The organism is Rhodococcus sp. NPDC056506, assembly GCF_042794945.1.
Classification (GTDB): domain Bacteria; phylum Actinomycetota; class Actinomycetes; order Mycobacteriales; family Mycobacteriaceae; genus Rhodococcus_F.
Genome location: NZ_JBHTSW010000021.1, coordinates 38,664 through 60,751 on the forward strand (window position 1 = coordinate 38,664; position 22,088 = coordinate 60,751).

Below are 22,088 nucleotides of genomic sequence, written 5' to 3' on the forward strand. Positions count from 1 at the left end.
TCCGACCGGAGGAGCGAACGATGAAGCTCAATCTCTTTGCGGCGTGGGCGTCGTATTTCCTGGTATTGGCCACAGTGGTCTGCCTCGGCAGTTTCCTGGTGGCGGCAGGCTCAGGTCAGGGTGGTTGGGCATTGATCGCCGGACTCGCCGGCGTCGCGTCCATCGGCCTCGCGGTAGCCCTGTACGCCAGCACTGTGCGTCACGACCACAAAGTGCACCGCGAATCCCCACACCTGTTCTGATCAGGCTGCGTCTGATCAGGACTGCTTCTGATCAGGACTGTGCGAGTCGCGCCTTCTCCGCCTCGATGTCGAAGTTGGCAGGCGGCCAGTCGAGATCGAGCTTTTCCAGAGCGTCGATCAGTAGCTCCGTGACTGCAATTCGGCTGTACCACTTGCGATCACACGGCACGACGTACCACGGCGCGTGCTCGGTCGACGTCTTGTCGAGCATTGCCTGATACGCCTGCTGATACGCCGGCCACAGACCGCGCTCGGTTACGTCGCCCGGGTTGTACTTCCAGTACTTGTCCGGACGGTCGAGACGTTCTTCCAGTCGCTTCTTCTGCTCGTCGAGCGAGACGAACATCGCGACCTTCACGATGGTGGTTCCGGCGTCGACGAGTTCCTTCTCGAACTGGTTGATCTCGTCGTAGCGCGTGCTCCAGACATCCTCCGGGACAAGATCGTGAACGCGCACGACCAGGACGTCCTCGTAGTGGGAGCGATCGAACACACCGAGATAGCCGCCGCGGGGTAGTTCCTTCTTGATCCGCCAGAGGTAGTGGTGTTGCTTTTCCTCTTCGGTCGGGACACCGAAGGCTGCGTGCTGCACTCCCGAAGGATCCACGTGACCGATCACGTGCCGGACCATGCCGCCCTTGCCTGCGGTGTCCATTCCTTGCAGGACCAGCAGAATCGAGCGGCTGTCCCCGGACCGGCCGTTGGCGTACAGCAACTCCTGCAGGTCGGACAGTACCGCGCCGCGCTCCTCGAGCAGACGTTCGCCGTCAGCTTTGTTTCCGGTGAATCCCGGAGTGCTGTTGCGATCGAGTTGATCGATTTCGAACCCGGGCTCTGCCCGCAAGGTCTTGGCGGCCGGTGTTTCCCACAGCGAGTCTTGTGCCATGCCGAAAGAGTGCCACAGGATCGCCCCCTACGGCCCGAAAGTTCGGTCTCGGGCGAGTCAGTCCTCGGCAGGCTTGACGAGGGGATGCGGAACCGACTTGAACTTGGCCGGTGATCCGTTGACCGCCGCAATGCCGGTGATGCCGCCCCACGTCATCATCGTGAGGTAATCGATCAGCGATTCAGCGGACATCGACTTGTTCGAGATCCACCAGTGCGTCGCGAGCTGAATTCCGCCGACGATCCCGAATGCCCACGGCAGGGAGCCGCCGGAATCCATCTCCATCTCGCGAAGACGATTGCCCAACACCGTGGAGAGCAATTCGGCGATCATGCGCTCGGAGTCGGCAACGACGTCGCGGTTGGCGCCGGCGCCGTTGGCCATCACGTAGAGGTAGATGTCCGGGTCGGATGCCACCGTCTCGACGTACGCGGTGATGCTGGCCTGAGTGAGTTCGAAATCGTCGAGATCGCCGCTGATCGCTTCGTAGATACGCGGCGAGAGGATGGTCTCGACGTACCGCATCATCGTGGCGGTGGTGAGGTCGCTCTTGTCGGCGAAGTAGCGGTAGAGGACCGTCTTGGAGACACCGATCTCGGATGCGATCTCGTCCATGCCGATCTCACGCCCGCGCGCCCGGATTGCGGCGATGGTGCCGTCGACGAGTTCCTCGCGTCGAGCGATCTTGTGCTCACGCCAACGACGCTTGCGACCGTCGGATTTCTCGGGCTTCGCATCAGCAACGACTGTGCCGTCTACCTGCTCGTTGTCCTGCACGGCATTCTTGGCCACGAGTCATCTCATATCTGTGGTGCGAGCCACGTCCGATCGGTCTACTTTTCCGTTCCAGCTTAATGTCCGTGCCTTTATCTCGGGCACTCACATCGGCAGTTGGGGGGATTAGGTCCTGCAGAATCAGACATCGTGTCGCTCGCGCTACGCCGCGTCACACCTTTCGGCACAATGGCGAGGGTGCAGCAACTGAGCCTCTCCGCCTTCGACGACGCCGCCAAGCGTCGGGACCTTCGCAAGATGAAGGTCTTCGCTACTGGCCTTCTGGGCTTCGCGACAGTGGTCTACATCTTCTGCCGTTGGCAGGAATCCCGCGGCGCCGGAGAGTGGGTCGGGTACGTCCGGGCCGCGTCCGAGGCAGGCATGGTCGGCGCGCTTGCCGACTGGTTTGCAGTCACCGCGCTCTTCCGTCATCCGATGGGACTTCCCATCCCGCACACCGCCATCATCAAGCGTAAGAAAGACCAGCTCGGAGCCAGCCTGAGCTCATTCGTCGGACAGAACTTCCTGGCTCCCGAGGTTGTGTCGGCCAAGGTGCAGCAGGCGCAGATTCCGCTGCGGCTCGGCACGTGGATGGCCGAACCTGCCAACGCCGCTCGCGTCGCCGCAGAGACGTCGACGGTCTTGCGCGGCATGGTCGAGGTTCTTCGCGACGAGGACATCGCCCAGATCATCGACAACACGATCGTGAAGCGTCTGGCCGAGCCCATGTGGGGACCGCCGATCGGCCGAGTGCTCGGTGAACTTCTCAAGGACAACAAGCAACTGCCGATCATCGAATTGCTTGCCGAGCGGGCACATCAGTGGGCTCTCGGCAGCCAGGAGACGATCGATCGTGTGATCGTTCGTGATTCGCCCGCGTGGTCGCCGAAGTTCGTCGACGCCATGCTGGGGGAGAAGATCTACAAGGAGCTCGTCGAGTTCACCTGGAAAGTCCGTTCCAATCCCGAGCATGAGGTGCGCCTCGCCGCCAACCGCTTCCTGATCGATTTCGCGGACGATCTTCAGAACGACCCGGAGACCATCAAGAAGGCCGAGGGGATCAAGGCCGAGATCATGGGCCGCGAGGAAGTGACCGGTCTGGCGTCGTCGACGTGGCAGGTCGCCAAGCGACTCATCATGGAGTCCGTCGACGATCCGAACAGCACCCTGCGAACCAAGGTCGCGGAGAACGTGGCCGGCTTCGGAGTTCGGCTGCGCGACGACGACTCCATGCGCGCGAAGGTCGACGGCTGGCTGGTGCAGGGCACGAAGTACATCGCGGAGAACTACACCGACGAGATCACCGGGGTCATCAGCGACACGGTCGAGCGGTGGGATGCCGACGAAGCAAGCGAAAAGATCGAATTGCAGGTCGGTCGAGACCTTCAGTTCATCCGTATCAACGGCACCGTCGTCGGGTCGATCGCCGGTCTGCTGATCTATACGATCTCGACGCTCATCTTCGGCTGAACTGTCCGGTATGTGACGTCCACCACGAGTGCTAGCAGTAGTGCTTGCAATAGTTAGCACCCTCTCCTATCCTGGGAAATGTCCACTGGAAAGGGAGGACGCAATGCCAGCGAAGTCGACGAACTCCGATGACGGAGATCGTGAATCATCCGGTGCCGCAGCCGGAGCAAGCGACTTGGCAGCTCGCGTCGTCAGCTCTGCGGCACACGACATCGGGGGGTTCATTCGTGCACAGCGGGAAGCCGCCCAAGTTTCGATGCGCCAACTTGCTCAACTCGCCGGCGTCAGCAATCCGTATCTGAGTCAGATCGAACGCGGATTGCGCAAACCGTCGGCAGACGTACTGGCGCAAATTGCCAAGGGCCTTCGAGTCTCCTCGGAAGTCCTGTACGTCCAAGCGGGATATCTCGAACAACGCCCGCACAGTCCCATCAGGGACGCGGTGTTGGCCGAGACGGCCATCAACGAACGGCAGAAGCAAGTACTGCTCGAAATCTACGACTCGTTCTGTCGCGAGAACGAGTCGTCCAGACCAGCCGCAGCGCCCGATTTTGCTGAATCGGCCGCAATTCCAGACACCGAGACTTCACTAGGAGAAAAAGATGACTGACAAGAACGCCATCGACAGCGTCAAGACCTCGCTCTACGCCGCCGTCGGTGCAGGCGACCTCGTCGTCCAGGCCGTAGCCGACGTTGTTGCTCAGGTTCGTGAACGCGCCGAGAACACCCAGGGTGACGTCAACGGCCGTGTCGACGGTGCCCGCGAGAAGCTCGCTTCCGTCCAGGGTGACGTCGCCGAGAGCGTCGAGGCACTGCGTGAGCGTCTCGCCGGCCTGCCGTCCGAGCTGCCCGAAGAGCTCGCCGAGCTGCGCGAGAAGTTCGCACCCGAGGAGCTCCGCAAGGTCGCCGAGGCATACCTCAAGGTTGCCGGCGATCTGTACAACTCCCTCGCAGAGCGCGGCGAAGACGCAGTCGAGCGCATCCGCAAGCAGCCCGCAGTCGAAGAGGGCATCGCAGCTGCAGAGTCGGCACTCGGCGACGCCGTCGAGCTGACCGAAGACGCACTCGGAACCGTTGCTCGTCAGACGCGCGCCGTGGGCGAGCAGGCTGCCAAGCTGGCCGGCCGCGCTGCCGGACGCATCTCCGACACCGCAGAAGAGGTCGGCGAGAAGATCTCTGACGCCGGCGAGAAGATTGCCGACGCAGGCGACGAGGCCGCGCTGAAGGTCCTCGATCTCGGTGACCAGGCTGACGAGGCTTCCAAGGAAGCTGCCGCTCGCGTGACCGCTGCTGCTTCCGACGTCCAGGAGCGCGCAACCACCGCCGCCAAGAAGGCCGCTCCGGCCAAGGCTGCTCCCGCGAAGGCTGCACCGGCCAAGGCCACCGCGCCGGCTCCGGCCAAGAAGGCTGCTCCGGCCAAGAAGGCCTGATTTGCCCAGCTCCACCTGACGAAGGCTCCCGCGCTCAGCCGAGTGTGGGAGCCTTCGTGTTCGTCGGGAACCGGATGAGAACTTAGGATGTAGTTGTGACTCAAGTCGATGGGCTAGTCGGTCTGATCTTTCTCGCACTCAAAGTGCTCGCGTTGGTGGGCGCTGTCTACGCGATCGTTCATGCCGTCAGGCAGCGTCCAGACGCCTTCACCGCGGTCAACAAATTGACCAAGCCGATCTGGCTGGGAATTCTGATTGTCGCGGCATTGATTCTTCTGGCGACGTCTCCTGTCGGCCTCCTGGGCATCATCGCGGTCGTCGCAGTGTGCGTGTATCTCGTGGACGTTCGCCCGCGGGTCGATGACATCCAACACGGCGGTTCTCGCTGGTAGTGTGCTGCCCCACTCTTCGCTCCAACGCTGACAACGGGCGTTGTTCGAGTGATAGTGTCGGTTAACGGCAGTCACACATAGATTGCATCCGTCTGTCGTCAGCAGCAGTCAGGGGTAAATGCATGTCCAGTCGTTCGCGCACCACAGAGCTTCGAGTACTGGCAGGCGCCGTCGGAGTGGGAGCACTCGTCGCGGCTGTCGCGGGGATCCGTCATCGGCGATCCACGCGTGGGTTGACCCTCTCGAGTGACGTCGAGCCCAATGCACTCCTGAAGACTCCGACGCTCAAAGCTGACATCAGCGAACTGACCACCGACGACGGTGCGATCATCAATGTCCGGGCTTACGGTCCCGTCGACGGCGATCCGATCGTTCTCAGTCATGGCTGGACGTGCTCCACCGAATTCTGGTACCCGCAGGTCAATGCGCTGGCCGGCGAATATCGCGTCATCACCTACGACCAGCGCGGTCACGGCCGCAGCACCGTCGGAAATCTCCCGCTCGGCCCGGATGTCCTTGCCGACGACCTCTCCGCCGTCCTGGCAGCCACGGTTCGCGAGGACAAGAAGGCCGTCATCGTCGGTCACAGCATGGGCGGGATGAGCATCATCGCCTGGGCTGGTCGCCACCCCGACGAGGTCAAGAAGTATGCATCGGCGGTCATGCTCGCGAGCACCGCGAGTGAAAGGTTGATCGCGGAGACCACGGTCATCCCACTGCCCAATCGTTTTCCTCGGGTGCCGGTCCCGGTGGGCCGCGCCATCCTCAGCTCGCCCGTTCCGTTCGTCTCCTCGGGCGCGATGACGAAGGCGATCCAATACGTCTCGATGTCACCGAACGCGACCAAGGCCGAGATTCAGTTCTGCGAGAACATCGTTCGCGAGTGCAAGCCCCGCATCCGTGGCGGTTGGGGAGCAGCGCTGAGCACCCTGGACATTCACGAGGGACTCGACAATCTCGAAGTGCCGACCACCGTGCTCGTCGGCTCGCTTGATCGGCTCACTCCGCCGGTCCATGCGCGCAAGCTTGCGCAGGTCCTCGACGACGCCGGCAACCTCGAACGGTTGATCGTGTTGCCGGGCGTCGGTCATATGTCGTCGATCGAGAACATCGACGAGTTCGACAAGGAAATCGTGCGATTGCGCAACCTCTAGCGCGCGGTGACTGCGAATCGGCGTAGCTCGAGGGCGGGATTCTTCATACGAACCTCCGCGATTCGTTCGAGGGAGACGGTTGCCGTCGCGATTCCCACTCGTTCTCCCAGCGATGCGACGATCACGCCCATTGGATCCACGATCATGCTCGCACCCGATCCCGCCGGCGCGCTTTGGTCGGCCGCCGCGACGTAGATCGTGTTCTCGATTGCGCGGGCGCGGATGAGAGTTGTCCAGTGATCCTCCTTCAGCGGTCCGGGCACCCACTCTGCCGGTAGGAGTAGTACGTCGGCACCTGCATCGACGATCCGTCGTGTCGTTTCCGGGAAGCGTAGGTCGTAGCAGGTCTGTAGACCGAAACGGACGTCGTCCACGACGAAGGTTTCGGGGTCTTGAATCTCACCGGCACGGACGACGTCCGATTCCTTGTATCCGAAAGCGTCGTACAGATGCAGTTTGCGGTAGATCGCAACTACCCCGAGTTGTGGGGCGAGAGCGACCAAGGTGTTCGAGATCTGGTCGGAGCCCGCAATTGCCTCGTTGATCCCGGCGACGATGTGAATGTCGTGAGTTGTCGCGAGGTCTGCAAGCGCTGAGACGAATTCGCCGTCTAGCGGCTCGGCGGTCAGGACGAAACGTGAGTCCATGCTCGGAGCCGTGAACATTGCGTACTCGGGAGCGACCATGATCCGAGCGCCGGATTCCGCCGCGTCGCTTGCCAGTTTCTTGATCTGCTCGAGATTCGCCTGCTTGTCGAGTCCTGGGGCGTACTGGGCGATCGCTACGTCGATCATGTGGTTGTGCCTTTCTGTGCTTGGGGTGCCGGCATTCTCTCGATCTTGCCGAGCACCACGGTGTAACAGAAGATTCCGCCGATGAGTACCGCACCGGTGGCGATGAACGCGCCGGCGAACGAACCGGTGGCGTCGACCACCATGCCGGTCACGATGGGCGCCGCGATTCCGAGCAGATTCGCTACGAAATTGACGATTCCGCCGAGTGACCCGGTATATCCCTCCGGCGCAATGAGCGCCACGATGGACGATCCGGCGGGGACTGACACTGCCAGTCCTGCTGCTCCGATCGAGAGGAAGATCAGGGCCACTGCGATCGATCCTGCGTATGCCGCTCCGGTGACGGCAAGTGACGCCAGGAGGCTGACCACGAGGACCGTGCGGCGGACCTTGGTGACGTCGCCCGTTTTGGCCAACCACCTGTCCATCAGGATGCCGGCGATGAGGAACTGTGCAATCACAGCGACGAGCCACGGGATCATCGTGTAGATGCCGCCCTTGAGGAGGTTGACCCCGAAACTCTTCTCCAAGTAGGCGGGGAGCCAGGTCAAGAGCACGTAATACGCGTACGTATAGGACGCGTATCCGAGTGCAAGTCCCCAGGTCTTCCGTCGCCGCAGGAGGTAGCCCAGACCGTTGAGCGAACCGCTGGTTTCTGCTTCCTCGTCTTCGGCGCCGCCTTCGCGGATGTAGTCGAACTCTGCTTGGCTCAGCCGACCTTTGGCGAGCGCCTCCTTGGGCGTCTGATACAGCAGCCACCAAATCGCGAGGTAGGCCACGGAGAGGATGCCGGTGAAGATGAAGGCCGCGTGCCAGCTGAATGTCGTGACCAAGAATGCCATGATCGGGATGCCGATCACGTTCGAGATCTTTGCGCAGCCGTCGAAGATGGACGTCGCGGTCCCGCGCTCCTGCTTCGGGAACCATTGGCCGATTGCTTTCCACCCGGCCGGGACAGTGGGGGCTTCGCCGACGCCGAGGACGAGTCTGGCGACCAGGAGCATTCCCAGTCCACCTGCCGCAGCGGAGGCGAACGACGCCACGGCCCAGAGAAAGGCGGCAGCTCGATTGACCCACCGCACGCCGATGCGGTCGATGAACGAACCGATCGGCATCTGGAGCATGGCGTACGTCCACAGGAACGCGGACGAGACCATTCCCATTTGCGAAGCGCTGATGTCGAAGTCGCGCATGATCTCCGGTGCAGCGATGGAGAGGTTGACGCGATCGATGTAGTTGACGAACATGCCGACGCCGAGAACTCCGGCGATACCCCAACGGGCACGGCCGATCTTCTGCGGGACGGCCGTCTTCGTCGGTGACGAGCCAGGCTCCGAGGTTTGCGTTGTCATCGAGACTCCCGAATCCGAGTGATCTGATCGAGCGGTCCGGCGAAGCCGGCGGCGAGGGCACCGTGCTGCATGATCAACGCCATCTGATCAGCGCCGTGCCGGACGGCGAATTCCTTCTCTTCCACACTCCACGCCGGCAGCACCCATGGCTTGCCTGCTTCGGCCGCCGCTGCGGCAACGATAGCGAGGTCGGCGAAATCGCCGTCAGTGCGTGTGTATGCACCGCGTTCTCGGCGCAGCGATAGATCGGATGGGCCCACGAAGACGCCGTCTACGGTGTCGAGTGCCAGAATGTCCGCGATGTTCTCGATTGCTCCGGCGTCTTCGATCATCGGGTAGCAGCGCGTGAACGTGTCCTGGCGGCGGACCCAGTTGTCGGTGAAGCCGCCGTAGTTGGTCGTGCGTCCGCCCGCAAAACTGCGATCACCGAGCGGTGGGAACTTGGCGAACGCAGTGACTTCCTTTGCATGAGAAGCATTTTCGATGTGCGGAATGACAACGGCAGTAGCGCCGAAGTCGAGGGCCTGCTGAATGGGCCCGCGCTCGGGTCCGAGGACTTTCGCGAGAACCTCCATTTCCAGGGCGCGAAGGAAGGGGATGAATCGCTCGAGGTCGGCAAGGTCGAACGACCCGTGTTCGATGTCGAGGATCACCGCGCCGTAGCCGAGTCCGCGCGCGATTTCTGCTGCGGCAAAGCTCGGATCGGACAGCCAGATCGCGTGACGGCGGTCGGCGGGAGTGCTGAACATGCTGGTGGGCTCCTTGGCAGTTGGGATTTTACGACTGATCGGATCGTGTGACGGCCCGCACAACTGTCGTATACGTCATGTATACACAGTGAATACTTGGTGTGTCCAGAGTCGGTATGATGAATTTGTTACAAGTTCGTCAACCCGGCGGACGCCAGTGCGAAGGGATTGTGATGTCGACACCGGCAACTGCCGACCCGTCAGTCGCCCAGGGGCCGGCACGCGACCGTGTCTACGTCTGGTTGCGGGACGAGATCATTCGTGGATCGATCGAGGGCGGCCGATTCCTGGACGAGCTGTGGGTCTCCGGAACCATGGGAGTGTCCCGAACACCGGTCAGAGAGGCATTCCATCGGCTCGCCGCCGAAAAGTTCATCACCCTCCTGCCGCGCAAGGGCGCGCAGGTACGAACGGTGACGGCCCGAGAGCTCGAAGAGGTCTACCAGAGCCGGCAACTGATCGAGGGGCACGCGGTGACTGTGCTGTGTACCCGAGGCTTCGGCGCACCGACGTCGATGACCGAGCTGATCGAACCGATGGAAGCCGCAGGGCGTGAACGTGATTGGTTCGAGGTTTCCGGTCTCGACCGACAGTTCCATCTTGCGATGGTCAGAGCTGCTCAGAACTCGGTACTGACCGAACTCTACGAGTCGCTGCGGTCACGGCAACAGAGAGTTGCGGTGCGCGCACTTAACGTGGGCCCGCACCGCCTCGACACGATCAATGCCCAGCACCGCGCCTTGGTTGCGGCGCTGGACGAATCCGATGCAGACAAGGCTCTCGAAATTCTGGCCGCACATCTCCGGCCGGTGCCGGAGGTCCTTGCCCTCTTGCCTGCTGATTAGCCTTAGCTGAAGACAACCGTCTTGCGCCCGTGGACCAGAACACGATCCTCGAGGTGCCAGCGCAGTCCGCGTGAGAGTACGAGTTTTTCGATGTCTCGACCCTGACGGACCATGTCGGCGACATCGTCGGCATGGTCGACGCGGATCACGTCCTGCTCGATGATCGGGCCTGCGTCGAGTTCGGCGGTGACGTAGTGGCAGGTGGCGCCGATCAGTTTCACACCGCGCGCGAAGGCCTGGTGGTACGGGCGAGCACCGATGAACGACGGCAAGAAGCTGTGGTGGATGTTGATCGCGCGTCCGGCCCAGTGCTCACACAGTGATTCGGGCAGCACCTGCATGAAGCGTGCAAGAACAACGGCGTCGGGGTTGTGAGCGTCGACCAGGGCGCGGACCTTCTCGAAGGACGGTCCCCGTTCGGCCGGATCCTTGGCGAACGGAACGTGGTGGAAGTCGATCCCGTGGCGCTCGGTGACACTGCGCAGATCCTCGTGATTGCCGATGACTGCGCTGATTTCAGCCGGGAGTTCCCCGCCCGCAGCGCGGCCCAGGAGGTCATGCAAGCAGTGGCCTTCCTTGCTCACGAGCAGCACGATTTTCTTGGGAGCACCCGAGTCGTGAAGGGTCCACTCGGTTTCTGGACCGATCTCGGCTGCAACAGCTTTGAACCGTTCACGAAGCTCGTCGATGCTCATGCTCACCGAAGACGCACGGACCGCCTGCCGCGTGAAGAACCAGCCGGTGTCGGCATCGGCGTGATACGCAGCTTCCACGATCCATCCACCGACGTCGGTGAGAAAGGTCGAGATGCGTGCGACGATGCCCGTGGTGTCGGGGCAGCCGAGGGACAGAACATAGCGACGATCGTCGATCGAAGGTGCAGCGGTCATGCGGCCTAGTCTCTCAGGTGCGGCTGCGGCGACGGTCGCGTGGTGGTGTGCCAAGCTTTCCACCATGTCTGAAGCTGCACTCACTCGTTCCCAGGTTGCCGCGATGGTGGACCACACTCTGCTCAAACCCGAAGCCACCGCGGCCGATGTCACCGCCTTGATCGACGAAGCACGCAGCCTCGGTGTGCTCGCGGTCTGCGTCTCGCCGTCGATGTTGCCGATTCACGCCGACGGACTGGTGACGGCGGCCGTCGTCGGATTCCCGTCGGGGAAGCATCATTCACTGGTCAAGGGCGCTGAAGCGCGACTGGCCGTCGATCAAGGCGCAGCCGAGATCGACATGGTCATCGACGTAGGAGCGGCGGTCGCCGGCGACTACAGCGCGGTGTTGGCAGACATCCTCACCGTCCGCGAGGCGATGGGGGAGAGTGCGATCCTCAAGGTGATCCTCGAAACCGCAGCGCTGTCCGACGAGGCCATCGTCGAATGCTGCCGCGCAGCTGTGCGTGCCGGGGCGAACTTCGTCAAGACCTCCACCGGCTTCCACCCCGCGGGCGGAGCGACGGTCGAGGCCGTCGCACTGATGGCGCAGACGGTCGGCCCGGGCGTGGGAGTCAAGGCCAGTGGCGGAATACGTACTACGCAGGCAGCACTCGACATGATCGCGGCCGGTGCCACCCGCCTCGGATTGTCCGGAACCCGAGCAGTACTGGACGGACTGGCCGACTAGGTCAGCAGGCCGCAGCTGTCCGGCACCGCCGAGGTGTTCTGGTTGTTCGCGTCGGCGACGGGCATGGCGTAGGCGCCACCCTCGAGCGAGATCTCGATAGCGTCGTCGGTGACGGTCAGCTTGGTGGGCTTCATGTCCAGCGGGTACGTCTGCAGGCTGTCGGTGAGTGTCTGGACGATGCCGTCGACCAGGTCGGTCGGCAGACCCAATCCGAGAATCTCGGCGCCGACGGTCTGGACGTCGACCACACCGTTGGTGACGGTGGGCTTGACCGTGAGCTTCGCGAGCCCGACCGGTCCGACGTCGAACGCGAGTGTTCCGGCGCTCGAGTCGGCGGTGACGCCGGAGACGAGCCCGCCGAAGGTCTGTTCCTGCAAGGTGGCGAGAATGCCTGCGGTAGACCAGTTGACGTCGGCGCTGGAGCTGCCGATGGTGCCGCTGTTACCCGCCGAGGGCTGCAGGTTGATGTCGTTCACCTTCGCGTGAACCTGCATTCCCGTTGCGGGGCCGAACGAAGAGTCGTCACTGTCGATGCTGATGTACGGCACCTTCTTGTCGACTGCCTGCAGGAGTACTGGCTTCCAGCTCAACCCGACATCGACCTGGGATCCCAGTTCGCTCTGGAACTGGTCGGCCATGCAGGTCTTCACCTGGTTGCGTACGTACAGTTCTCCACCGACGAGTGCCGCGACGAGTACGGCGATCACCACGAGAAGGATGATGAGCACTCGGTTGCGCGGACGAGGGTTGTTCGCTGCGACAGTCATTCGCCAGATTCTTCCCGACGAGTCTGAACGAACTCTGTGAATACGCACTTCCTCATTCCTGTGATGCGCGACACAGTCGCCCGTAGTCTGTTCGAAACGGCGTTTTCGACGGTCACCGGAGGTGGTCATGGCTTCGGACTACGAATCACTCGAGCTGCTGGCGCTACGACAGTGTGGATTTGTCACGGCCCTCCAGGCATCCGAACTGGGTTTCGGTCCGGCCCTGATGGACGAGATGACGGAATCCGGAGCTTGGACGTGTGAGTGTCGCGGACTTTTTCGCCTCGAACGCGTCAGACATACTGCCTTGGACGAGTTTGCGAAGTGGTGCACGTGGTTCGCCGGTAGCGCCACCGTCTCGCACTACAGTGCCGCAGATCTGCATGGCCTCGGGCACCTGCAACCTCGTTTCATTCATCTCTCCGTTGCGCATCCTCTCGCGGCGCCGACCCGCCAGGTCGCACTGCATCGACTGCCACTCGCGGACGACGAGTGTGAACAGATCGGGCCCATCCGCATCACCACGCCGTTGCGTACCGTGCACGACCTCGCTTCCGGTGGAATTTCCCAAGTCCTACTCAACGAAGTAGTCGCCGATGCGGTGGCGATCGGTCGACTCGATGCGCACGAGTTGTATCTCTCGTGTGAGAACGCGAGTGTGGATGTTGCTGTTCGAGTGGAGTTGGCGCTCGCCGCAAGCCTGTAATCGAGATTGAATTTTTATACTTCTGCGAGCTTCTGGCATCACGTCCCAAATCGAATATGACGCCCATATCAGAGATGAGTGCGGGACTTACGGAATGGCCGATGTGGGGCGGCGACGTGAAGACGTTCGAGTTCCAGTATCGCGTTGGTGCGGATTGTGCGCGTGGTACCGATTTGTCGACGACGGTGCATTTCGACGGCACGGTGTTCGTTGACGACACGACGAATGGTCGTGGTCCGTCGATCAATGTTCAGAAGAATGTCTCGGCGACGACCCTGTCTCCCGCGGACGCTGTAAAGGGAGGGCAGTCCGTTGAGCTGAAGGCGGCAGTGACCGGTGGTGCCGACGGTGATTCGGTCGAGTTCTTCGACGGCGCCACCAGGATCGGTGAGGGCACGCTCGCCAATGGTGCTGCAACACTTGCCTGGACACCGGCCGACGTCCGAACGCACAGCGTGACGGCCAAATATCTCGGCAATGCGAAGGTATCGACCTCGACCTCGACGTCTTCGGCTGTCGACGTCGTCGTCTCCGAAGACGACAAGAGCACTGCCACCACGATCACCGGTCCCGCAAGTGCGGTGGCGGTGTACTCCGGTTTCGGTGTGTACCAGGCCTCGACGTCCGCGCCGCATGCGTTGACGGTCGCTCCGGTAGTCGTTCACTGACTCCGTCTCGACCGGTGCTGCAGACGGAACCGTGCAGTTCAAGCAAGGCGGCAGGGATCTGGGCTCACCGATTCCCGTGAACGTCAAGGCGCCGGCTCCCACCGACCAGCAGACCCAAACGACCTTGACCGTTCCGGCGAATGCAAAACCGGTACGTCAGTTGGTCTCTCCGTAACCGTCACGCCGACTCCCGTAGGCGGCACGGTGCAGTTCAAGGACGGCTCGGGCAATCTCGGCTCGCCGGTGTCGGTCGTCGACGGCAAGGCGTCGATCATGCACGAGTTCGCGAGCGTCGGCACGCATGACATCACGGCCGTCTACTCGGGTGCCACAGGATTCCTCACCTCTACCTCGGCCGCGCGGGCGGTTTCGGTTACGGCTCCGGCCGCGGAGGATCAGGAAACGTCCATCACCGTGAGCGTCCCGGCATCAGCGGTCAAGGGCGCGAAGGCCGATCTTGTTGCGGCAGTTGTACCTACGCTCAGCGCAGGAACGGTCCAGTTCATGGATGGAGCCACCCCGATCGGTGGACCGGTTGCTGTCGTGAACGGCAAGGCCACGCTCTCACATACTTTCACCGAACTCGGCGATCGTCGAATCACCGCGGTGTTCAGCGGAACTGACGGCTACCTCGGTTCCGAGACCCAGGCTGTAGTCACCGTCAAGGTCACGGCAGAGTCTGACGGCGGCGATCCCGGCAACGGCGGCAGTTCGACCGGTTCGCTGGGAAGCCTGGAAAACACCTTCGGGTCCTGGCCCGACGCCGGCACAAAGAGGCCTCGCCGCGGAGAACACCTCCGCGGCGGGGCGTTTCCCGTCTGTGAGTTCAGGGATTCGGCGCTACGACGTGCCAGGGCACGGTCAAGATGCAGTCACGAAGGCGTCGACGCGCGGGTTGGACGGGAATTCCCTGTGCCCGAAGAATTTCCAATGCGGCGGCCCACCGGTGGCGAGGGCCGAACGAGGCGTGCGGCGCAGCAGTGGCCCAGGCTCGATCGGCAGCGCTCAGCAACGCATGGATCGGCTCGCCCGGAACATTGCGATGGATGAGAGCCTTCGGCAGTCGTTCCGCGATGTCGGACGGTCGCTCGATGTCGAAGGGGTCCCATGCCAACGTCAGCGTCAGCGGACGATCGGCGTCGAGAAGTACCCAGGCGCAACGTCTCCCGAGTTCGTCGCAGGTGCCGTCGAGTAACAGTCCGCCCGGTGCGAGACCGGACTGAATGTGTGACCACGCAGAGTCCACAGCCTCCTCCGGGTACTGCCGGAGCACGTTGAAGGCGCGTACGAAGACGGGTGTGAGACCGGCCAGTTCGAATCCACCGCGGGCGAAGCTGACACCGTCACGACTCTCGACCACGCGGGCGGGGTCGATCTCGAGTCCGATGACGCGTCGGTCCCGCCGGACAGCGGTGAGGCGGCTTGCCATCTCGAAGGTGGTATCCGGCCTCGCCCCGTAGCCGAGGTCGACTATCAACGGATCGGCTGCGTTGTTCAGGGCGTGCGCGATCGTGCGGTTGTGGACAATCCACCGGTCACTTCGTCGCAGTCTGTTGATCCCCGTCGTGCCACGGGTGATGACCCCCTCGATCTTCGGGGGTGGAGCCTTCTTCACGCCGGCTTCAGCGAGCGGCGAGCCAGGTCGCGGTGACCTGTGCCTCGGTGCGGAACAGATCTACGAGGTTGATCAGCATGAGCTGTTCCAACTTCGCGCCGATGAACGGGATGAATACCTTGGCCTCGGACGTGGTTCGCAGTGTGGACCCGGTATCGGTAGCGAACAACTCCATGGTTCCGGACAGACTTCCCGGCCCGGCGGGGATCGAAGCCTCATATGTTCCGGTCACGGTGTCACCGAAGGCGCCGTAGGACTCCTTGCGAGTGATGACAAGATCCTTCTTCATCACCGTCTGAGCTATGTCCGGCAAATCGGTGCGCGGAAGAATGTGGTGGAGCACGAGATCGATTCCGGTATCGGTGACCTCGAAATGTTCCACATGGTTCTCGGAGTGCTTGCGCATCTCCTCGACGCGGGCCTCCCAGTACGAGCGGTCCGCCAGCGCCGCGTAGACCTGCTCGGGGGAGTGCTGATAGCGGGCGGAGTAGTCGATGCGGCGAGCCATGATCGGAAAGAATACCTGTTACCCGCTGTGACAAGCCAAATTGGCCGTATCCACAACTGTCGCCGCCCGCAGGGATTTACTTCGCGATCCACTCCCGGGTGAAGTCCTGTTCAGCCTGGATGAGCCGGACAACTTCGTCGACTATCGCGCTCTCGATCTTTCCGCCGAGGAACGGGATCTTGACCTCGACCTCACCGTCGACCTCGAGAGTGGCGGAGTCCTCGTCACCAGTCAGAACCTGGGTGCCCTCGATACGGGCGGGAACACCGTCGACGTGGGCGGAGAAGGTTCCGGTAGCCCTGCCGTCCTTGAACGGGGCCATCGTTTCACTGCGCTTGATGACGATGTCGCCGTTGACGACCTTCGACACCATGCTCGGGAGGTGCTCGGCGGCAATGATCTGCGACATCGTGACCGCAACGGTCTCGTCGCGGACGGTCAGCTCTTCGATCGTTGCGCCGGGACCACCGACAGCGACGATTCGGTCGCGCCAGTACTGCTCGGAGGTCACCGCCTCATGGACCTTCTCGGCGGGGACTGTGTACTTCGACGAATGCTCGATGCGACGGCTCACGATTGTGGAGGCTACCGTTTATCGATGTGTGGGACGTAACCATTGGCAGACGCGTCGTGGAATCAGGCGCTTTCGTGTCCGAGAACGTTGACTTGTCAGGATTGACGACGCTGCGAATCGGGGGACCGGCGCGGCTGCTCGCAGAATGCCCGACGACGCAGTCGTTGATCGACGTCGTGACGCTGCTCGATCGCGAGCAGATCCCGACGCTGATTCTCGCCGGCGGATCGAATCTCGTGATTTCCGACGAAGGATTCGACGGAGTTGTCGTTCGTGTGGCCAACACCACCGTGAGCCTCGACACGGACCGCGTCGTTGCCGAAGCGGGTGCGGTGTGGGACGAAGTAGTCGGCCAGTCCGTCGCCGCGGAGTTGGGTGGCCTCGAGTGTCTCTCCGGGATTCCGGGCTCCACGGGTGCGACGCCGGTACAGAACGTCGGCGCGTACGGCGTCGAGGTGGGCTCGCGACTCCGGCGAGTTCAATTGCTCGACCGGCGCAATGGCGAAGTGTCGTGGGTCGAACCGTCGAAACTCGAATTGGGTTACCGGTCGAGCGTCCTCAAGCATTCGGACGCAGCACTGGTTCTCGCCGTCGAATTCGACGCGTCGACCGACGGATTGAGCGCCCCGCTCGCGTACCGCGAACTGTTCACCGCGCTGGGGGCAGAAGAAGGCGCGCGGTTGCCTGCGTCGCAGGTCCGTGAGGCAGTTCTGGGACTTCGGACAGGCAAGGCGATGGTCCTCGATCCGTACGATCACGACACCTGGAGCGCGGGTTCGTTCTTCACCAACCCCGTGGTGCCGGGCGACAAGCTGCCTGCCGTGCTCGCAGCCATCGCCGAACAGCTCGGCGACGTCACCGTGCCGCAGTTCCCCGGCAGTGGTGGAACCAAGCTCTCGGCCGGATGGTTGATCGAACGGGCCGGATTCTCGAAGGGTTATCCCGGCGAAGATGCACCGGCCAGGCTGTCGACCAAGCACACCTTGGCGTTGACCAACAGAGGGTCCGCAACGAGTGCGGATGTGGTCTCGCTCGCGCGGGCAGTGCGCGACGGGGTCGAGGCCGCGTTCGGCGTCCGCCTGGAACCGGAACCGGTAACTGTGGGCTGCACCGTCTGATTCCTGACAGAGCCCGCAGGTAGCCTGTTGAAGTGCATGAGCTGGGTGGTCGGAGAAGTCGTTCGCGTCTTGTTGCGTTGGTAGCTGTATTGCTCGCTGTGATGGTGGCCGTCGTCGGCTGCACGATCGGCGGCAAGGACGGACAGGGCGGCGCGGCAGCCGCCGAACCAGCACCGGTGGCGACCGTGGTGTCCACGCCGGCGCCCGGCACCAAAGATGTCAGCCCGGTCGCCCCCGTCTCGGTAGCGGTGACCCAGGGAACGCTGTCCGACGTCAGCCTCAGCAACGCAGCCGATAAAGCCGTCGCCGGACAACTGTCGCCCGACAAGACATCGTTCACCGTCAGTGAGGCACTCGGCTACGGCACCACGTATTCGTGGTCGGGCTCGGCAACCGGAACCGACGGTAAATCCGTGCCGGTCCAAGGGAGCTTTACGACGGTTGCCCCGGAGTCGACCACCGGCGCCACCCTCAACATCGCCGACGGCCAGGAAGTTGGCATCGCGGCACCGATCACCGTGCAGTTCGACAACTCCGTCGTCGACAAGGCGGCCGTCGAGAAGGCACTTGTCGTGACCACCGTGCCGCCCACCGCCGGATCGTGGGCTTGGCTGGCTGACGACAACGGCGGATCTCGGGCCCATTGGCGCCCGGCCGATTACTGGGTGCCAGGAACGACTGTTCATCTGGATGCCAAGCTCTACGGCTTGAACTACGGCGGTGGCGCCTACGGCGACCAGGATCTCACGCTCGATTTCACGATCGGTCGCAGCCAGATCGTGAAGGCGAATGCACCGAGCCACCGCATGCAGGTGGTGCGCGACGGCCAGACGATCATGGACATTCCCGTCAGCTACGGCGAGGGCAACGAACCCCGAAACGTCACGCGCAGTGGCATTCACATGGTGACCGAGAAGTACGAAGACTTCATGATGTCCAACCCGCCGTTCTACGAGAACGTGCGCGAGCGTTGGGCGGTGCGCATCTCCAACAACGGCGAATTCATCCACGCCAATCCTGAAACCACTGGGGTACAGGGCTCGTCGAACGTCACGAACGGTTGCATCAACCTGTCGACGTCCGACGCGCAGGAGTACTTCGGAACGGCCCTCTACGGTGACCCCGTCGAGGTGACCGGCACGTCGATCGACCTGTCTCCTGCGGACGGCGACATCTACGACTGGGCGATCGATCTGCCGACCTGGAAGTCGATGTCCGCACTGCCGTAAACCGATTTGTTGCTGTGAACCGAGCAATCTGGCGAAGTTCGGAACCATCCGGGCGTGGCGTGCGTCAGTGCAGGTAAGTGCTGTCGGCTCGGGGGAGTCTGACGGAGGTTTCGACGTCAGGGGGACGGCAGTGGGCATTCCATTTCTGGAAGACGTGCTGGGCAGAATTTCCGAAGCGACGCAGGCCGTCCCTTCCGGCGTGGCGGCATTGCCAGTTGTCGGTATTCCCGTCGCGAGCGCAATCGCTACATCTGCTCTGGTTCAATCCGTGACCGACGACCGCGGCGCGTTCGACGGCGAGATGGCTGCTGCGACTGCGGACGCCGATGCAGAACGCGCACGAGCCTGGGGTGAGCGCGATGCCCTCACCGCTCAGACCTCGTCGCTGGAGTACAGCGAACATGCAATCGTGGACGACGATCCGTTCGACGCGATGTCGCACTCCGAAATCTTCGATCACGTCAACGAGATGGATCCGGCAACCCTGAGCGCAATCGGCGAGGCCTGGAAGGCAATTGCCGGCCGGGTGGAAGCCGGCATCGGGAAGTTCCAGAACGATGTGAACGGCGCGATCACCGAAGGATGGCAGGGGCGGGGCGGCTCTGCTGCGTTGGAAGCCGTGCTGGCCTACTCGGCAGATGCGGGTGAGCTGAAGGTGCGGGTCGATCTGATCTCGAACAAGATCGAGGAGGCGAAGATCGCACTCCACGAGGCCAAACGCTCGATTCCGGCACCCGACGGCGCCTCGACGGTCGAGATGATCCTCAGCGTGGTTCCCGGGGCTACGTGGAAGCAGGCCCAATACGAAGCGGAAGAAGCCGAACGTCAAGCGCGTCAGGTGATGAAGGACGTGTATCTGCCGTACATGAAGCGCGCGGACGACCAGGTGCCGATCCTCCCGGCCGCGTTCAATCCGGTCACCGGCAGTGGAGGGTCGGGCAGTGGAGGGTCTGGGGGCGGCGCATTCGGTGGCGGTGGTTCCGGCGGCGGGAACACTTCGGGTTCGGGGAACGGGCTCGGCACGCCACCTACATCGGGTGGCGGAGTTGGTGGAGGAGCGGACGGTGGGAACTCCGGCGGTGCAAACCCGGCCGGAGACGGTTCCGGTCAGAACCCATCCGGAACCAGTTCCGGAAATGGTGACAACCGTAGCGGCGTTGATGCCCAAGGGAATTCGGGTGCCGATGCTGCCCAGTTCGCAAACCATTCCGGCCCGGCCGGGACTACCGCGGCAAATGCCGGCCCACTGCCGGCCGGTGCAGCGCCAGGTGCCCTGGCAGGTGCAACTCCGAATGGTGCTCAGCTCGGTTCCGGAGTGCCTTCAGGCCTCATGGGTAGCGGTTCGGGTGGTGGTTCCGCAGGTGGAATCGGTACCGGCGGCTTCGGGCCAGGCGGAACCGGAGGTGGCGCTCTCGGCCCTGGCGGCGTGGGCGGCCTCGCCGGTGGCGGGCGTGGGGGCGTCAACGGAACTGGCGGTACCTCGGCGACGGGCGCGCAGAGCGGTCGGGGCGCGATGGGTGGCGTCGGCGGCATGGCACCGGGACGCGGACAAGGACAAGACGAAGACAACGTTCACGACACCCCCGGCTACCTCGTCACGGTCGAGAACGGCAACGCCCTGATCGGCGACCTACCCATGGTCTCCCCGGCGGTGTTGGGCGAATGACAACCAAGCAGTGGCAATTCACCGGCCTCGAATTCTCGATCCTCTGGGAAGCGGTCGGACGTGACCGCCTCCCGTACCCGCTTCGGTTTCGTTCGACGGCCGAAACCATGAACGAGCTGACAGCGGAGCGCCGTCGAGCGGGAGCGCGCCTGTCTTCCATGCTTGACGATCGGCTGCATCACGTTCTCGGGGCACTTGCGAATCCCGCTGCGCGCGTCGAGGTTTCCGGTTTTCACGGGCCGAACATGAGTACAGTGACGCGATTGCACGGCGTTGTTGCCGGCGATCTGGGCGTGCTCGCAACCCAACTGCCCGGCAGGACCTCGGACTGTGGCTCCGACGTGGTTCTGAGCGTGGTGCATCCGTCGGCAATTCCGCGGATGCTGGTCGATCGGCTGCCCGCCTGCTCCGCCGGATCGGAGCGTGGTGTGAGCATCGAGAGATCGAAACCTGCCGGGGGACAGAGCTTTCTGAGCAGCGCCGGCAGTGCACGCGGGAGCGAGGAAGTGCGCAGGTTCTTCGGCCGAGCACGGACCTCGATCGGTGAAGTCACCGCATACCCAGGCGGAGCCGTCGACAGCAGACCGACCGACGACGGAATAACGTTCCACTGGTACGACTATGCCGATGACGGTCGGTACATCATCACCGCGGGTGAAACCGTCAGTGCCCGCGGCGCTTCCGCGGAAATGACGGAGGCCGAGATTGCACGCAATCTCGGCCTCGTCCTACACCGGGCGATTCGCACTGGTTAGTCAGAACGATTCGAACTAGCTGGTGGTGCGGTGGAACCGGCCGGGGCTTGCCTGATCCCTCGGCTTGACGACGATCTGATCGAGGTTCACGTGCGACGGCCGCGAGGCGACAAAACCGATGATCTCGGCGATGTCCTGCGCCACCAACGGTGTGATTCCCTCGTACACCTTGTCTGCCTTGTCCTGATCACCTTCGAACCGGACGAGTGAGAACTCCGTCTCGACGGCTCCCGGCGCGATTTCGGTCAGACGAACGGGCTTGCCCAACAGTTCACCGCGCAATGTCCGATGAAGGACGGCTTGAGCGTGCTTGGCGGTGGTGTAGCCCGAGCCGTTGTCGTACGCCTCCAGCGCGGCCACCGAGGTGATGGTCACGACCAGACCATCACCCGAATCGATCAGCTTGGGCAGCAGTGCCTTCGTCACACGCAACGTGCCCAGGACATTGGTCTCCCACATCCACCGCCAGTCGTCCAGATCGGCGTCCAGGACCGTCGCCAGACCCTTTGCGCCACCTGCGTTGTTGACCAACACGTCGACACGGGGGACCACCGCCGCGAACGCGTCGACGGAATCCTCGTCGGTGACGTCGAGTTCGAGAGCAGTACCACCGATTTCCTCGGCGATCTTCTCGAGACGATCAACGCGGCGAGCACCGATCACGACGTGGAATCCCTGAGCTGCCAGGGTGCGGGCGGTGGCCTCACCGATTCCGGAGCTGGCTCCGGTGACTACGGCGATGCGGGCATCGGAAGAAATGGTCATGATGCAATC

Annotated in this window: 25 protein-coding genes and 1 pseudogene; 15 read left to right on the forward strand and 11 right to left on the reverse strand. The window is 62.9% G+C overall.

Annotated features, from left to right (window positions below; translation table 11 throughout):
- Positions 1 to 20: 20 nt before the first annotated feature.
- Positions 21 to 242 (forward strand): hypothetical protein, encoded by a 222-nt coding sequence (locus ACFQ6H_RS17820; RefSeq protein WP_230816894.1) that lies wholly within the window; start codon positions 21 to 23, stop codon positions 240 to 242.
- Positions 243 to 273: 31 nt separating this feature from the next.
- On the opposite strand, the gene ACFQ6H_RS17825 is transcribed toward ACFQ6H_RS17820, so the two are convergent.
- Together ACFQ6H_RS17825 and ACFQ6H_RS17830 are read right to left on the reverse strand one after the other, a co-directional pair.
- Positions 274 to 1,128, reverse strand: a complete 855-nt coding sequence (locus ACFQ6H_RS17825) for a polyphosphate kinase 2 family protein (RefSeq protein WP_378638053.1) — start codon at positions 1,126 to 1,128, stop codon at positions 274 to 276.
- Positions 1,129 to 1,185: 57 nt separating this feature from the next.
- The gene (locus tag ACFQ6H_RS17830) at positions 1,186 to 1,920 is read right to left on the reverse strand and encodes a TetR/AcrR family transcriptional regulator (RefSeq protein WP_378537479.1); all 735 of its coding nucleotides are present in this window, start codon (positions 1,918 to 1,920) and stop codon (positions 1,186 to 1,188) included.
- 171 nt (positions 1,921 to 2,091) lie between these two features.
- Between ACFQ6H_RS17830 and ACFQ6H_RS17835 the strand changes: the two genes are divergently transcribed.
- From ACFQ6H_RS17835 to ACFQ6H_RS17855, 5 genes are all read left to right on the forward strand, one after another.
- Positions 2,092 to 3,372 carry a DUF445 domain-containing protein gene (locus ACFQ6H_RS17835; protein WP_378447269.1) on the forward strand — a complete coding sequence of 427 codons (1,281 nt, stop codon included), beginning with the start codon at positions 2,092 to 2,094 and terminating at the stop codon, positions 3,370 to 3,372.
- Positions 3,373 to 3,475: 103 nt separating this feature from the next.
- The gene (locus ACFQ6H_RS17840; RefSeq protein WP_230816898.1) at positions 3,476 to 3,982 is read left to right on the forward strand and encodes a helix-turn-helix domain-containing protein; all 507 of its coding nucleotides are present in this window, start codon (positions 3,476 to 3,478) and stop codon (positions 3,980 to 3,982) included.
- Positions 3,975 to 4,802, forward strand: coding sequence for a heparin-binding hemagglutinin (locus ACFQ6H_RS17845; protein ID WP_378447100.1), 828 nt, complete (start codon positions 3,975 to 3,977; stop codon positions 4,800 to 4,802). Before ACFQ6H_RS17840 ends, ACFQ6H_RS17845 begins: the two co-directional genes overlap by 8 nt.
- A gap of 95 nt (positions 4,803 to 4,897) precedes the next feature.
- Entirely contained in the window at positions 4,898 to 5,194 is a 297-nt protein-coding gene (locus ACFQ6H_RS17850; RefSeq protein WP_003941505.1) for a DUF2516 family protein, read from the forward strand.
- A gap of 122 nt (positions 5,195 to 5,316) precedes the next feature.
- On the forward strand, positions 5,317 to 6,348 hold the full coding sequence (locus ACFQ6H_RS17855; protein ID WP_021333908.1) for an alpha/beta fold hydrolase: 1,032 nt from the start codon (positions 5,317 to 5,319) through the stop codon (positions 6,346 to 6,348).
- Here the strand turns inward: ACFQ6H_RS17855 and ACFQ6H_RS17860 are convergent.
- From ACFQ6H_RS17860 to ACFQ6H_RS17870, 3 genes are read right to left on the reverse strand one after another with little or no spacing between them, the layout of a single operon-like run.
- Positions 6,345 to 7,142: a carbon-nitrogen hydrolase family protein gene (locus ACFQ6H_RS17860; protein WP_378647632.1), complete on the reverse strand. Its 798-nt coding sequence runs from the start codon at positions 7,140 to 7,142 to the stop codon at positions 6,345 to 6,347. The two genes, ACFQ6H_RS17855 and ACFQ6H_RS17860, sit on opposite strands and share 4 nt — an antisense overlap.
- Entirely contained in the window at positions 7,139 to 8,494 is a 1,356-nt protein-coding gene (locus tag ACFQ6H_RS17865) for an MFS transporter (protein ID WP_378647634.1), read from the reverse strand. The genes ACFQ6H_RS17860 and ACFQ6H_RS17865 overlap by 4 nt, the downstream gene beginning before the upstream one ends.
- Positions 8,491 to 9,243, reverse strand: a complete 753-nt coding sequence (locus tag ACFQ6H_RS17870) for an HpcH/HpaI aldolase/citrate lyase family protein (RefSeq protein ID WP_378647636.1) — start codon at positions 9,241 to 9,243, stop codon at positions 8,491 to 8,493. The genes ACFQ6H_RS17865 and ACFQ6H_RS17870 overlap by 4 nt, the downstream gene beginning before the upstream one ends.
- Before the next feature lie 173 nt (positions 9,244 to 9,416).
- On the opposite strand from ACFQ6H_RS17870, the gene ACFQ6H_RS17875 reads away from it, so the two are divergent.
- On the forward strand, positions 9,417 to 10,088 hold the full coding sequence (locus ACFQ6H_RS17875) for a GntR family transcriptional regulator (RefSeq protein ID WP_378647638.1): 672 nt from the start codon (positions 9,417 to 9,419) through the stop codon (positions 10,086 to 10,088).
- 2 nt (positions 10,089 to 10,090) lie between these two features.
- Here ACFQ6H_RS17875 and purU read toward each other — a convergent pair whose 3' ends face one another.
- Positions 10,091 to 10,978: a formyltetrahydrofolate deformylase gene (gene purU / locus ACFQ6H_RS17880; protein ID WP_003941509.1), complete on the reverse strand. Its 888-nt coding sequence runs from the start codon at positions 10,976 to 10,978 to the stop codon at positions 10,091 to 10,093.
- A gap of 64 nt (positions 10,979 to 11,042) precedes the next feature.
- Between purU and deoC the strand changes: the two genes are divergently transcribed.
- A complete protein-coding gene (gene deoC, locus ACFQ6H_RS17885; RefSeq protein ID WP_378647640.1) occupies positions 11,043 to 11,708 on the forward strand; it encodes a deoxyribose-phosphate aldolase in 666 nt (221 codons plus the stop codon).
- Here deoC and ACFQ6H_RS17890 read toward each other — a convergent pair.
- Positions 11,705 to 12,475 (reverse strand): DUF2993 domain-containing protein, encoded by a 771-nt coding sequence (locus ACFQ6H_RS17890; RefSeq protein ID WP_378447101.1) that lies wholly within the window; start codon positions 12,473 to 12,475, stop codon positions 11,705 to 11,707. The genes deoC and ACFQ6H_RS17890 overlap by 4 nt on opposite strands.
- Positions 12,476 to 12,602: 127 nt before the next feature.
- Between ACFQ6H_RS17890 and ACFQ6H_RS17895 the strand changes: the two genes are divergently transcribed.
- From ACFQ6H_RS17895 to ACFQ6H_RS17905, 3 genes and pseudogenes are all read left to right on the forward strand, one after another.
- On the forward strand, positions 12,603 to 13,181 hold the full coding sequence (locus ACFQ6H_RS17895) for a hypothetical protein (protein ID WP_378647642.1): 579 nt from the start codon (positions 12,603 to 12,605) through the stop codon (positions 13,179 to 13,181).
- A 74-nt stretch (positions 13,182 to 13,255) separates the two neighbouring features.
- A complete protein-coding gene (locus ACFQ6H_RS17900) occupies positions 13,256 to 13,849 on the forward strand; it encodes an Ig-like domain-containing protein (protein ID WP_378647644.1) in 594 nt (197 codons plus the stop codon).
- Positions 13,850 to 14,050: 201 nt separating this feature from the next.
- Positions 14,051 to 14,506: pseudogene (locus ACFQ6H_RS17905) on the forward strand (Ig-like domain-containing protein); the annotation flags it as partial.
- A gap of 169 nt (positions 14,507 to 14,675) precedes the next feature.
- Here ACFQ6H_RS17905 and ACFQ6H_RS17910 read toward each other — a convergent pair.
- From ACFQ6H_RS17910 to ACFQ6H_RS17920, 3 genes are all read right to left on the reverse strand, one after another.
- Positions 14,676 to 15,464, reverse strand: coding sequence for a class I SAM-dependent methyltransferase (locus ACFQ6H_RS17910; protein WP_378549167.1), 789 nt, complete (start codon positions 15,462 to 15,464; stop codon positions 14,676 to 14,678).
- Positions 15,465 to 15,471: 7 nt separating this feature from the next.
- Entirely contained in the window at positions 15,472 to 15,972 is a 501-nt protein-coding gene (locus ACFQ6H_RS17915; protein WP_378537494.1) for a DUF2505 domain-containing protein, read from the reverse strand.
- A 76-nt stretch (positions 15,973 to 16,048) separates the two neighbouring features.
- Positions 16,049 to 16,546 carry a DUF2505 domain-containing protein gene (locus tag ACFQ6H_RS17920; RefSeq protein ID WP_378647646.1) on the reverse strand — a complete coding sequence of 166 codons (498 nt, stop codon included), beginning with the start codon at positions 16,544 to 16,546 and terminating at the stop codon, positions 16,049 to 16,051.
- Positions 16,547 to 16,620: 74 nt separating this feature from the next.
- On the opposite strand from ACFQ6H_RS17920, the gene ACFQ6H_RS17925 reads away from it, so the two are divergent.
- The 4 genes from ACFQ6H_RS17925 (at position 16,621) to ACFQ6H_RS17940 (ending at position 21,314) form a co-directional block, all read left to right on the forward strand.
- The gene (locus tag ACFQ6H_RS17925; RefSeq protein WP_378537498.1) at positions 16,621 to 17,664 is read left to right on the forward strand and encodes a UDP-N-acetylmuramate dehydrogenase; all 1,044 of its coding nucleotides are present in this window, start codon (positions 16,621 to 16,623) and stop codon (positions 17,662 to 17,664) included.
- 32 nt (positions 17,665 to 17,696) lie between these two features.
- Complete coding sequence (locus ACFQ6H_RS17930) at positions 17,697 to 18,893, forward strand: Ig-like domain-containing protein (protein ID WP_378647647.1); 1,197 nt, start codon at positions 17,697 to 17,699, stop codon at positions 18,891 to 18,893.
- A gap of 130 nt (positions 18,894 to 19,023) precedes the next feature.
- On the forward strand, positions 19,024 to 20,559 hold the full coding sequence (locus tag ACFQ6H_RS17935; protein ID WP_378647648.1) for a hypothetical protein: 1,536 nt from the start codon (positions 19,024 to 19,026) through the stop codon (positions 20,557 to 20,559).
- A complete protein-coding gene (locus tag ACFQ6H_RS17940) occupies positions 20,556 to 21,314 on the forward strand; it encodes an ESX secretion-associated protein EspG (protein ID WP_378549179.1) in 759 nt (252 codons plus the stop codon). The genes ACFQ6H_RS17935 and ACFQ6H_RS17940 overlap by 4 nt, the downstream gene beginning before the upstream one ends.
- 15 nt (positions 21,315 to 21,329) lie before the next feature.
- Here ACFQ6H_RS17940 and ACFQ6H_RS17945 read toward each other — a convergent pair whose 3' ends face one another.
- Positions 21,330 to 22,079 carry an SDR family NAD(P)-dependent oxidoreductase gene (locus tag ACFQ6H_RS17945; protein ID WP_095970396.1) on the reverse strand — a complete coding sequence of 250 codons (750 nt, stop codon included), beginning with the start codon at positions 22,077 to 22,079 and terminating at the stop codon, positions 21,330 to 21,332.
- Between the last annotated feature and the right edge of the window lie 9 nt (positions 22,080 to 22,088).